Below are 11,867 nucleotides of genomic sequence, written 5' to 3' on the forward strand. Positions count from 1 at the left end.
GATGACCTCGTGCGCGTCGGCGTGGCCGTTGTGGCACACGGGGCTGTGCCGGACGGGCGCGGATGAGTACGGTTCGCTTGCGAATGTCGTGGAGTGGCGCCAGGTGGCGGTGCCCGCAGCCCGGCGGCCGGCAGTCGGTTCGGGATCGTGGATCGGGGCGGGATGGACGTGAACGACGAGGGCTCGCAGCCGGAGCCGGCGCCCGGGCCGGACACGCCCGACGGTGCCGCGCCCGAGCGGGCCGGGGTCCAGGGTTCGGCGTCCGATGACGCGGCGTCCGAAGACGCCGGGTCCGATGGCGCTGCGTCTGATGGTGCTGCGTCTGGTGGTGCTGGGTCCGAAGTCGATGGGTCCGGTCGTGCCGAGTCCGATGGTGCTGGGGCCGGCGGTTCCGTGCCTGGTGGGGGCGCCGGCGGCAGGCCGTTCCCCGACGGGTCGGATGCCGGAGACCCGGCGCCCGTGCCGGCCGTTCCCGCGGAGTCCGAGGGGACGGAATCCGGGGCGGTGGTTCCTCGTCCCGGGTCCGGGGCGGTGGAGCCGCCGACCCTTCCCCACCTCGCGGCGCGGGCTGTGCCCGAGGGAACGGGGTCCGCGGGAGCGGAGTCCGAGGGTCCCGAGATCGTGGCGGGCCCGTGTCCCGAGACTCCTGTCGGTTTGGCCGCGCTCTCCCTCCCCTGTCAGATCGCCGCCGCCCTCGCCCTGGCCGTCGTCGCCGTCACCGCCTGCGTGCACCTCGGGGTGGTGTTCCTGCACATCGCGCCGTCGAACACGCTGACCAAGCAGCACGGCCGCGCGATCGACGACTGGATCTACCCCGAGTTCGAGCAGAACTGGAAGCTCTTCGCCCCCAACCCGTTGCAGCTGGACATAGCGATCCAGGCCCGGGCGATGATCCGCGGCGCGGACGGCACCAGCCGCGAGACCGGCTGGTACGACCTCTCCGCGCTCGACGGCCTCGCCATCGACGGGAATCCGTTGCCCAGCCACACCCAGCAGAACGAGCTGCGCCGCGCCTGGGACTTCTACATCGGCACGCACGACGGCGAGAACCGGCCGACGGGCCTGCGCGGCGACCTCTCCGAGCGCTACCTGCGCCGCATCGCCGTGCTGCGGCTCACCCGCGAGCACGCGGCCGGCGAGGGTGCCGTCGTCGAGCGCGTCCAGTTCCGCTCCAGCACCACCGACGTGCCGCCGCCCGAGTGGAGCGACGAGAAGGTGTCCGGCCGGCCCGTGGTCCGTGAGCTGCCCTGGTGGACGGTTCCCGAGAGGGACCGCGCGGACGCGCGGACCGAGGCGGGTGCTTGATGAGCCGCATCGTTCCGACGGTCTCGCGCGGCATCGCCCGGGTCACCGAGACCGCCGCCGGCCCGTACCAGAGCGCCGTGATCCGTATCGGCTTCGCCGTCACCTGGCTGCTGTTCCTGCTGCGGGAGTACCCGCACCGCCGGGAGATGTACGGGCCGGACGGCCCGTGGAGCTGGGACCTCGCCCAGCAGCTCGTGGCGAGCAACCACGCCTTCACGGTCCTGATGTGGTCCGACAGCCAGGTGTGGTTCGAGATCGTCTATCTCGTCGCCGTCCTCTCCAGTGCCCTGCTTCTGGTGGGCTGGCGGACCCGCGCGATGTCCGTGCTCTTCATGATCGGCGTGCTGTCCCTGCAGAACCGCAGCGTCTTCATGGGGGACGGCGGGGACAACGTCCTCCACCTGATGTCGATCTACCTGGTGTTCACCCGGTGCGGCCAGGTGTGGTCCCTCGACGCGCGGCGGTTCCGCCGCGCCGACGAGGCCCTCGCGCGAGGAGAGTGGCCCAGGCCCGACCGCGGCGGGCCCGTCCTGTGGGGGGTGCTCGGCTTCCTGCTGGCGGCGGCGACGGGCGCGGGCCGGATCGACGGGAGCGGCCTGCTCGGCGGCTGGCTCACGTTCTTCTGGGTGCTGTGGACGGCGCAGGCCCTCTGGTGGGTCGCCGGCCGGATCGCGCGTACCGCGCAGCCGCACATCCTGCTGGACGTCTTCGCCAACCTCATGCACAACGCGGCCCTGATGATCATCATGGCCGAGGCGTGCCTGATCTACGCGACCGCAGGCTGGTACAAGATCCAGGGCTCGCGCTGGCAGGACGGCACCGCCGTCTACTACCCGCTCCACCTGGAGTCCTTCTCGCCCTGGCCGGCCCTGTCCGATCTGCTCTCGGCGCACGGCACGATCGTGATGCTGGTGACCTACGGGACCGTGGCCGTACAGGTCGCCTTCCCGTTCACCCTGTTCAACCGGCGGGTCAAGAACGTCCTGCTGGCGGCCATGATGACCGAGCACGCCGTGATCGCCGTGGTTCTCGGGCTGCCGTTCTTCTCGCTCGCGATGATCGCCGCGGACGCGGTGTTCCTGCCGACGACCTTCCTGCGGCGACTCGGCGGACGCGTGGCACGCGCGCGTGGCGGGCTGTTCCGCGGTCGCGGCCGCGGCCGTGAGGTGCCGGTGCCCGGGCCGCGGGAGCCCGAGGCGCGTGTTCAGGGGGAGCCCGGGCACACGCACGTAGGCTTCACCGCATGAACGACCCGGTACGCGCATGGCGTCAGCTCGCCGAGGACGCGGTCCTGCTCGACGGCTTCCACGCGCTCAAGCACGCGGTGCGCTTCGGAGCGCGCGTCCAGGTCGCCGTCACCACCGACCGGCGGGCGGCCCTCGAACTGGCCGACGGACTCGCCCCCGATGTGCGCGCCGCTCTCGACGAGCTTCTGACCGAGGTCCCGGAGGCGGCGTTCACGGCGCTCGTCCCGCGTCCGCACCCCACCTCGGTGGCCGCGCTCGCCGTACGGCCCTCCCGGGCCGCCCATCTGGAGACGCTGGGCCGGATGCCCCGCAGCGCGCCCGTCGTCGTCCTCGACGATCCGCGCAACCTGGGCAACGCCGGCGCCGTGATCCGGCTCGCGGCGGGCTTCGGCGCGACCGGGGTGGTCACCACGGGCACGCTCGACCCCTGGCACCCCACGGTCGTCCGCGGCGGGGCCGGACTGCACTTCGCGACCGCGGTGGAGCGGCTGACGGTGGACGAACTGCCGCCGGGCCCGGTGTTCGCGCTCGACCCGGAGGGCGAGGACATCCGAGGGTCGAAGCTTCCCGACGACGCCCTGCTCGCCTTCGGCTCGGAACGCAGCGGTCTGTCCGCCGCGCTGAGGGCGCGCGCCGACCATCTGGTGTCCCTGCCGATGCGCCCCCAGGTCTCCAGCTACAACCTCGCGACCAGTGTGGCCATGACGCTGTTCCACTGGAGTGCCACCGGGGGCGCACCGGCGTAGGGCGTGTTTCGCCCTGGCCGCCCTCACGGGCGCCGGGGCTCACGCCTCGCGGCGTACCTCGACCACCCGGAAGCGGTTCGCCACGAAGGCTCCGTCGCACAGGGCCGCGTTGGCCGCTCCGTTGCCGCCCGAGCCGTGGAAGTCCGAGAACGCGGCCGTCTGGTTGACGTAGACCCCGCCCGTCAGGTTCAGGGAGAGCTGGGCGCACTCCTCCAGGCAGGCCTCCTGGATGTCGCGCTCGACCGCCTCGTCGATGGTGTACGCGCCGACGGTCATCGCACCCTTGTCCCTGATGGTGCGGCGCAGCAGCGCGACGGCGTCCGCCGCCGAGTCGACCGCGACGGCGAAGGAGACCGGGCCGAAGCACTCGCTCATGTACGCGGCCTCGTCGTCCGCGTCCGTGCCGCCGTCCGGGTGGTCCCAGTACTTGCGCGCGCCGTCGAGCTTCACGATGACCGGTGAGCGCACGACGGCGCCGGGGAACTCCGGGTTGTCGATCTGCCGTGAGGGCAGGGCGACCTCGCCGAGTCCGGCGGCGGCCTCCAGGCGGGCCTTCACGTCCGGGTTCACGATGGCGCCGAGCAGCGCGTTCGCGCGGGCGTCGTCGCCGAGGAGTCCGCCGACCGACTTCGCGAGGTCGGCGACCACCTCGTCGTAGGACTTGTGGCCCTCGTCCGTGGAGACGCCGTCGCGGGGGATCAGCAGGTTCTGCGGGGTGGTGCACATCTGGCCGCTGTAGAGCGACAGGGAGAACGCCAGGTTGGACAGCATCCCCTTGTAGTCGCCGGTCGACTCGACGATCACCGTGTTGACGCCGGCCTTCTCCGTGTAGACCTGCGCCTGGCGGGCGTTGGTCTCCAGCCAGTCGCCGAAGGACGTGGAGCCGGTGTAGTCGATGATCCGGATCTCGGGACGGGTGGCCAGCGTCTTCGCGATGCCCTCGCCGGGACGCTCGGCGGCCAGTGCCACCAGGTTCGGGTCGAAGCCCGCCTCGGCGAGCACCTCGCGCGCGACCTGGACGGTCAGCGCGAGCGGCAGCACCGCGCGCGGGTGGGGCTTCACCAGCACGGCGTTGCCCGTGGCCAGGGAGGCGAACAGACCCGGGTAGCCGTTCCACGTCGGGAAGGTGTTGCAGCCGATCATCAGCGCGATGCCGCGCGGGACGGGCGTGAACTGCTTGGTGAGCACGAGCGGGTCGCGCTTGCCCTGGGGCTTGCTCCAATCCGCGGTGTCGGGGGTGCGGACCTGCTCCACGTACGCGTACGCCACCGCCTCCAGGCCGCGGTCCTGCGCGTGCGGGCCGCCCGCCTGGAACGCCATCATGAAGGCCTGGCCGCTGGTGTGCATGACCGCGTGCGCGAACTCGTGGGTGCGGTCGCTGATCCGCTTGAGGATCTCCAGACAGACCATCGCGCGGATCTCCGCGCCCGCGTCGCGCCAGGCACGCTGACCCGCGCGCATGGCGGGCAGCAGGGCGTCGATGTCCGCGTGCGGGTACGTGACGCCCAGGTCGACGCCGTACGGCGACACCTCGCCGCCGACCCAGTCGTCCGTGCCGGGCTGGCCCAGGTCGAGGCGCGTGCCCAGGAGGGCGTCGAAGGCGGCCTTGCCCTCGGCCATGCCCAGGCTGCCGTTCTCGCCGTACGCCTTGGGGTGCTCGGGGTGCGGGGACCAGTACGCGCGCGTGCGGATCGCTTCCAGCGCCTGATCCAGGGTGGGCCGGTGCTGTGCGATCAGCTGGTGCGCGGTGAGTTCGGCGGCCATCAAGGACCAACTCCTCGTCTCAAGAGCTCTTCATCGGGCTCGCGAGCTGGGCAGAAAGGGACAGTCAGGGTTAGAGTAACCGAACGATCGGTCGGGACAAGGGGGTCCGCCGCATCTGTGGAAATCCCCGTGCGGGAGGATCGCGCACATGACAGCTATCGACCTCAGCAGCCCCGTGGCAGTCGTCGGAACCGGCACCATGGGCCAGGGCATCGCCCAGGTCGCGCTGGTCGCGGGCCACCCCGTACGGCTCTACGACGCTGTGCCCGGGCGTGCCGAGGCGGCGGCCGAGGCCATCGGCGCCCGGCTCGACCGGCTCGTGGCGAAGGACCGGCTCACCGGCGCCGACCGGGACGCCGCCCGCGCCCGGCTCCACCCGGCCACGGACCTCGCCGACCTCGCCGACTGCGTACTCGTCGTCGAGGCGGTACTGGAACGGCTCGACGTCAAGCAGCGGCTGTTCGGCGACCTCGAGGACATCGTCGGGGACGACTGCCTGCTCGCCACCAACACCTCCTCGCTGTCCGTCACGGCCATCGGCGGCGCCCTGCGCAACCCGGGCCGCCTCGTCGGGCTGCACTTCTTCAACCCGGCGCCCCTGCTGCCCCTCGTGGAGGTCGTCTCCGGGTTCGCGACCGACGTCTCGTCGGCCACGCGCGCGTACGAGACGGCCCGGGCCTGGGGCAAGACGCCCGTCGCCTGCGCGGACACCCCCGGCTTCATCGTCAACCGCATCGCGCGGCCCTTCTACGCCGAGGCCTTCGCGGTCCACGAGTCCCAGGCCGCCGACCCCGCGACCATCGACGCCGTCCTGCGCGAGTCCGGGGGCTTCCGGATGGGCGCCTTCGAACTCACGGACCTGATCGGCCAGGACGTCAACGAGGCGGTCACGCACTCCGTCTGGCAGGCCTTCTTCCAGGACGTCCGCTTCACGCCCTCGCTCGCCCAGCGGCGGCTCGTCGAGGCGGGCCGGCTCGGCCGCAAGACGGGACACGGCTGGTACGACCACGGGGACGACGCCGAGCGGGCCGAGCCGCACACCGCCGAGAAGGCGCAGCCACCCGCCTACGTCGTCGCCGAGGGCGACCTGGGACCCGCGGCCGAGGTCCTCGGCCTGATCCGCGAGGCGGGCATCCAGGTCCGGGAGGACGAGGAGGACCACGGCACCCGCCTGGTGCTGCCGAGCGGCGGCCAGCTGGTCCTCGCCGACGGCCAGACCTCGGTCGAGTTCCGCGACGTCGTCTACTTCGACCTCGCGCTCGACTACCGCAAGGCCACCCGGATCGCCCTGTCGGCCTCCCAGGACACCGCCCCCCAGACGCTCTCCGAGGCCATCGGCCTCTTCCAGGCGCTGGGCAAGGACGTTAGCGTCATCGGGGACTGCCCGGGGATGATCGTGGCCCGCACGGTGGCCCGGATCGTCGACCTCGCGCACGACGCCGTCGCCAAGGGGGTGGCCACCGAGGAGGACATCGACACCGCGATGCGTCTCGGCGTGAACTACCCCCTGGGCCCCTTCGAGTGGAGCCGCAGGCTCGGCACGAACTGGTCGTACGACGTCCTGGACGAACTCCACGTGCGCGACCCCTCCGGGCGCTACGCGCCGTCGCTGGCGCTCTACCGTCACGCGTACGCCACCGGGAAGCGGGAGGGCACCGCGTGACCACCGCCAAGCGGGACACGTACACCCCCGAGACACTGCTCTCCGTCGCCGTCCGGGTCTTCAACGAACGCGGCTACGACGGCACCTCCATGGAGCACCTCTCCAAGGCGGCGGGCATCTCCAAGTCGTCGATCTACCACCACGTCGCGGGCAAGGAGGAGCTGCTGCGGCGCGCGGTGAGCCGGGCACTGGACGGCCTCTTCGAGATCCTCGACGAGGAGCACGCGCGCGAGGGACGTGCCGTGGAGCGCCTGGAGTACGTCGTACGGCGCATGGTCGAGGTGCTCACCTCCGAGCTGCCCTACGTGACGCTGCTGCTCCGGGTCCGCGGCAACACGGACGCCGAGCGATGGGCCCTGGAGCGGCGCCGCGACTTCGACCACAGGGTCGCCGAGCTGCTGAAGGCCGCGGCCGCCGACGGGGACGTACGCGGTGACGTGGAGGTCCGGCTCGTCACCAGGCTGGTCTTCGGAATGATCAACTCGCTCGTGGAGTGGTACCGGCCCGACGCGCGGGGCATGGGCGCGCGTGAGGTCGCCGACGCCGTGGTGCTGCTGGTGTTCGGGGGGCTCCGGAAGGAGTCGTGAGGCGCCGGGAGCCGGCCGGGCGGGCCTCCGCCGGGCTTCGGCGGGGGTCGAGAACCGGGAGTCGGGCAGCCGCGCGGCTCGGGGGCCTGTCGGCCCGGTCGGCGGGGAGGTCCCGGGGCGGGTCCGGGAGGCTCAGCCCTCCGGCTCCAGGTCCTCTTCCTCGAAGACCAGCAGCGTCCGGCTGCTGAGCACCTCCGGGATGGCCTGCAGCCGGGTGAGCACCAACTCGCGCAGCGACCGGTTGTCCGGCGTGTGGACCAGCAGGAGCACGTCGAAGTCACCGCCCACCAGAGCGATGTGCGAGGCCCCGGGAAGCACCCTCAGCTGCTCCCGCACCGTGCGCCACGAGTTCTGCACGATCTTGAGCGTGATGTACGCCGAGGTGCCCTGCCCGGCCCGCTCGTGGTCGACCCGCGCACCGAAGCCGCGGATCACGCCGTCGTCGATGAGGCGGTTGATCCGCGCGTAGGCGTTGGCCCGTGACACATGGACGCGTTCGGCCACGGAGCGTATGGAGGCGCGGCCGTCCGCCTGGAGCATGTGCAGGATGTCCTGGTCGATCGCGTCGAGCGGACGGGCGGGCGGCGCGACGGAGCCGGCCTCCGGCGGCTCGGCCATTTGTTCAGGTGCCATGTCCCCCCGCCTCTCTACCATGGACGTACTGCGTCCATCTCAGGCTCTGCAGAACCGTTTGTCCACAGCCTGGCGGCGCCTGTAGCCAAAATGTGCCGACGACCGAACAATCGGTAGGTGAGGCCCGTCACACCCGTGACGCGTCTGAAGCCGCTCCCACGAGGAGGTGCCGTCATGACGGTCATGGAGCAGCGAGGGGCCTACCGGCCCACGCCGCCGCCCGCCTGGCAGCCCCGCACCGACCCCGCGCCGCTGCTGCCCGACGCGCTGCCCCACCGCGTCCTCGGCACCGAGGCGGCCGCGAAGGCCGACCCGGCCCTGCTGCGCCGTCTGCACACGGAGCTGGTGCGTGGCCGCCGGTACAACACGCAGGCCACCGCGCTCACCAAGCAGGGCCGTCTCGCCGTATACCCCTCCAGCACGGGACAGGAGGCCTGTGAGGTCGCCGCGGCACTCGTCCTGGAGGAGCGCGACTGGCTCTTCCCCAGCTACCGCGACACCCTCGCCGCCGTCGCCCGGGGGCTCGACCCCGTCCAGGCCCTGACGCTGCTGCGCGGCGACTGGCACACGGGCTACGACCCGCACGAGCACCGCATCGCCCCCCTGTGCACCCCCCTCGCGACCCAGCTCCCGCACGCCGTGGGCCTCGCGCACGCCGCCCGCCTCAAGGGGGACGACGTGGTCGCGCTCGCCCTGGTCGGCGACGGCGGCACCAGCGAGGGCGACTTCCACGAAGCGCTCAACTTCGCCGCGGTCTGGCAGGCGCCGGTCGTCTTCCTCGTGCAGAACAACGGGTTCGCGATCTCCGTCCCGCTCGCCAAGCAGACCGCCGCCCCGTCGCTGGCCCACAAGGCCGTCGGCTACGGGATGCCGGGCCGCCTGGTCGACGGGAACGACGCGGTGGCCGTCCACCAGGTGCTGAGCGAGGCCATCGCCCACGCGCGTGCCGGCGGCGGTCCCACCCTCGTCGAGGCCGTGACGTACCGCATCGACGCCCACACCAACGCCGACGACGCCACCCGCTACCGCGGCGACTCCGAGGTCGAGACCTGGCGCGGCCACGACCCCATCCTGCTCCTGGAGCGCGAGCTGACCGAGCGCGGTCTGCTCGACGAGGCCGCCCTGCAGGCGGTGCGCGACGACGCCGAGAAGATGGCCGCGGACCTGCGCGAGCGCATGAACCAGGACCCGGTGATCGACCCCATGGACCTGTTCGCCCATGTGTATGCCCAACCCACTACTCAACTGCTCGAGCAGGAGACCCAGTTGAGAGCGGAGCTGGACGCCGAGGCGGACGGCTCGCACGAAGCGGGCCCGCACGGCCCGGAAGGAGCCGGGCGATGACGACCGTTGCCCTCAAGCCGGCCACCATGGCGCAGGCGCTCAACCGCGCCCTGCGGGACGCCATGGCCGCCGACCCGGCGGTCCACGTCATGGGCGAGGACGTCGGCGCCCTCGGCGGCGTCTTCCGGGTCACCGACGGGCTCGCCAAGGAGTTCGGCGAGGACCGCTGCACGGACACCCCGCTCGCCGAGGCCGGCATTCTCGGCGCGGCGGTCGGCATGGCCATGTACGGCCTGCGGCCGGTCGTGGAGATGCAGTTCGACGCCTTCGCCTACCCGGCGTTCGAGCAGCTGATCTCGCACGTGGCGAAGATGCGGAACCGCACGCGGGGCGCCATGCCGATGCCCATCACGATCCGCGTCCCCTATGGCGGCGGCATCGGCGGTGTCGAGCACCACAGCGACTCCTCCGAGGCGTACTACATGGCGACCCCGGGGCTCCACGTCGTCATGCCCGCCACCGTCTCCGACGCCTACGGGCTGCTGCGCGAGGCCATCGCCTCCGACGATCCGGTCGTCTTCCTGGAGCCCAAGAGGCTGTACTGGTCGAAGGATTCCTGGAACCCGGACGAGCCGCCGGCCGTTGAGCCGATAGGCCGCGCGGTGGTGCGGCGCTCGGGCCGGAGCGCCACGCTCATCACGTACGGGCCGTCCGTACCCGTGTGCCTCGAAGCCGCCGAGGCGGCGCGGGCCGAGGGCTGGGACCTCGAAGTCGTCGATCTGCGCTCGATGGTGCCGTTCGACGACGAGACGGTCGCGGCGTCGGTGCGGCGGACCGGACGAGCGGTCGTCGTGCACGAGTCGGGCGGGTTCGGCGGCCCGGGCGGGGAGATCGCGGCCCGCGTCACGGAGCGCTGCTTCCACCACCTGGAGGCGCCGGTGCTGCGCGTCGCGGGGTTCGACATCCCGTATCCGCCGCCGATGCTGGAACGGCACCACCTGCCCGGTGTCGACCGGATCCTGGACGCCGTGGGGCGTCTGCAGTGGGAGGCGGACAGCTGATGGCACAGGTTCTGGAGTTCAAGCTCCCCGATCTCGGGGAGGGACTCACCGAGGCGGAGATCGTCCGCTGGCTGGTGGAGGTCGGCGACGTCGTCGCCGTCGACCAGCTCGTCGTCGAGGTCGAGACGGCCAAGGCGATGGTGGAGGTCCCCTGCCCCTACGGCGGCGTGGTCACCGCCCGCTTCGGCGAGGAGGGCACGGAAATGCCCGTGGGGGCACCGCTGCTGACCGTCGCCGTCGGCTCGCCGGACGTCGGTGAGACCGTCACGGACAGCGCGGACGGCACGGACGCCGAGGGCTCCGGGAACGTGCTGGTGGGCTACGGCACGGGAGCACCCCCGGCACGGCGCCGGAGGGTCCGCCCGGCCGGCGGTCTCGCGGCCGGTGGCCGACGGACGGCCGACGCACCCATGGGGACACCGTCCCCGGCGGTGACGGAGACTCCGGCAAGCCGGCCCGGGACGGTCCGTCCCGAGCCCGTCGGTGCCGCACGGCCCGCCTCGGCCGGCCCCGCGGAATCCGCCCGGAACGGCGTGACCGCTGCACGGAGCGACGGCCCCGTGCCGGTCATCTCGCCCCTCGTGCGACGGCTCGCCCGAGAGAACGGCGTGGATCTGCGGGAGTTGGAGGGCTCCGGCCCCGAAGGACTCATCCTGCGGGCCGACGTCGAGTACGCGCTGCGCGCGGCGGCGACCGGGCAACTGCGGTCCGCCGTCAGGGAGCCGCACCACGCTCCGGCGGCCGGGTTCGTTCCCGACCCGCCGGTCGCGGCACCCTCGTACCCCGCGTACGGGGACGTCGCGCCGGTCGTACCCGGTGCGGCCGGTGTCTCCCGGGGCGCCGCCCCGGACGGTGTCCGTGTCCCCCTGCGGGGTGTCCGAGGGGCCGTCGCGGACAAGCTCTCGCGCAGTCGGCGCGAGATCCCCGACGCCACCTGCTGGGTGGACGCCGACGCGACGGAGCTCATGCGGGCGCGCAGGGCGATGAACGCCGCCGGCGGACCGAAGATCTCCCTGCTCGCCCTGCTGGCCCGGATCTGCACCGCCGCGCTGGCCCGGTTCCCCGAGCTCAACTCGACGGTCGACATGGACGCGCGGGAGATCGTGCGGCTCGACCACGTGCACCTGGGTTTCGCGGCGCAGACCGAACGGGGACTCGTCGTTCCCGTCGTGCGGGACGCGCACACGCGGGACTCCGAGGGGCTGAGCGCGGAGTTCGGCCGGCTGACCGAGGCGGCCCGGACCGGGACGCTGACGCCCGGTGACCTCACGGGCGGCACCTTCACGCTGAACAACTACGGGGTGTTCGGTGTCGACGGCTCCACGCCGATCGTCAACCACCCCGAGGCGGCCATGCTCGGCGTCGGCCGCATCATCCCCAAGCCCTGGGTGCACCAGGGGGAGTTGGCGGTGCGTCAGGTCGTCCAGCTCTCGCTCACCTTCGACCATCGGGTGTGCGACGGCGGTACGGCGGGCGGATTCCTGCGGTATGTGGCGGATTGCGTGGAACAGCCGGCGGTGCTGCTGCGGACCCTGTAGCCCCGATGGTCCGGCCACCCCCGTCCCCATGTGGTGCCG

At 72.5% G+C, this 11,867-nt stretch carries 10 protein-coding genes; 8 read left to right on the plus strand and 2 right to left on the minus strand.

Annotated features, from left to right (window positions below):
• Nucleotides 1-459 precede the first annotated feature (459 nt).
• The 3 genes from ACFYW7_RS12325 to ACFYW7_RS12335 are packed head-to-tail and all read left to right on the plus strand — an operon-like array spanning nt 460 to nt 3,298.
• Complete coding sequence (locus tag ACFYW7_RS12325; protein ID WP_389500933.1) at nt 460-1,305, plus strand: DUF5819 family protein; 846 nt, start codon at nt 460-462, stop codon at nt 1,303-1,305.
• The gene (locus ACFYW7_RS12330; protein WP_389500935.1) at nt 1,305-2,552 is read left to right on the plus strand and encodes an HTTM domain-containing protein; all 1,248 of its coding nucleotides are present in this window, start codon (nt 1,305-1,307) and stop codon (nt 2,550-2,552) included. The genes ACFYW7_RS12325 and ACFYW7_RS12330 overlap by 1 nt, the downstream gene beginning before the upstream one ends.
• Complete coding sequence (locus ACFYW7_RS12335; protein WP_389500937.1) at nt 2,549-3,298, plus strand: TrmH family RNA methyltransferase; 750 nt, start codon at nt 2,549-2,551, stop codon at nt 3,296-3,298. The genes ACFYW7_RS12330 and ACFYW7_RS12335 overlap by 4 nt, the downstream gene beginning before the upstream one ends.
• Before the next feature lie 39 nt (nt 3,299-3,337).
• Here ACFYW7_RS12335 and paaN read toward each other — a convergent pair whose 3' ends face one another.
• Nucleotides 3,338-5,062, minus strand: a complete 1,725-nt coding sequence (paaN, locus tag ACFYW7_RS12340; RefSeq protein ID WP_389500939.1) for a phenylacetic acid degradation protein PaaN — start codon at nt 5,060-5,062, stop codon at nt 3,338-3,340.
• 148 nt (nt 5,063-5,210) lie between these two features.
• Between paaN and ACFYW7_RS12345 the strand changes: the two genes are divergently transcribed.
• Together ACFYW7_RS12345 and ACFYW7_RS12350 are read left to right on the plus strand one after the other, a co-directional pair.
• Nucleotides 5,211-6,725: a 3-hydroxyacyl-CoA dehydrogenase gene (locus ACFYW7_RS12345; RefSeq protein ID WP_389500941.1), complete on the plus strand. Its 1,515-nt coding sequence runs from the start codon at nt 5,211-5,213 to the stop codon at nt 6,723-6,725.
• A complete protein-coding gene (locus tag ACFYW7_RS12350) occupies nt 6,722-7,312 on the plus strand; it encodes a TetR/AcrR family transcriptional regulator (RefSeq protein ID WP_389500943.1) in 591 nt (196 codons plus the stop codon). Before ACFYW7_RS12345 ends, ACFYW7_RS12350 begins: the two co-directional genes overlap by 4 nt.
• Nucleotides 7,313-7,444: 132 nt before the next feature.
• On the opposite strand, the gene ACFYW7_RS12355 is transcribed toward ACFYW7_RS12350, so the two are convergent.
• Nucleotides 7,445-7,945, minus strand: a complete 501-nt coding sequence (locus tag ACFYW7_RS12355) for an Lrp/AsnC family transcriptional regulator (protein ID WP_389500945.1) — start codon at nt 7,943-7,945, stop codon at nt 7,445-7,447.
• 174 nt (nt 7,946-8,119) lie between these two features.
• Here ACFYW7_RS12355 and pdhA point away from each other — a divergent pair, with 174 nt between their 5' ends.
• Genes pdhA through ACFYW7_RS12370 form a run of 3 tightly spaced genes read left to right on the plus strand, consistent with a single transcriptional unit; the run spans nt 8,120 to nt 11,828 of the window.
• Nucleotides 8,120-9,289: a pyruvate dehydrogenase (acetyl-transferring) E1 component subunit alpha gene (pdhA, locus tag ACFYW7_RS12360; RefSeq protein ID WP_389500948.1), complete on the plus strand. Its 1,170-nt coding sequence runs from the start codon at nt 8,120-8,122 to the stop codon at nt 9,287-9,289.
• Nucleotides 9,286-10,290 carry an alpha-ketoacid dehydrogenase subunit beta gene (locus tag ACFYW7_RS12365; RefSeq protein WP_389500951.1) on the plus strand — a complete coding sequence of 335 codons (1,005 nt, stop codon included), beginning with the start codon at nt 9,286-9,288 and terminating at the stop codon, nt 10,288-10,290. The genes pdhA and ACFYW7_RS12365 overlap by 4 nt, the downstream gene beginning before the upstream one ends.
• Complete coding sequence (locus ACFYW7_RS12370) at nt 10,290-11,828, plus strand: dihydrolipoamide acetyltransferase family protein (RefSeq protein ID WP_389500953.1); 1,539 nt, start codon at nt 10,290-10,292, stop codon at nt 11,826-11,828. The genes ACFYW7_RS12365 and ACFYW7_RS12370 overlap by 1 nt, the downstream gene beginning before the upstream one ends.
• Nucleotides 11,829-11,867: the final 39 nt, after the last annotated feature.

The sequence above is a fragment of the Streptomyces sp. NPDC002580 genome, assembly GCF_042889485.1.
Taxonomy (GTDB): domain Bacteria; phylum Actinomycetota; class Actinomycetes; order Streptomycetales; family Streptomycetaceae; genus Streptomyces.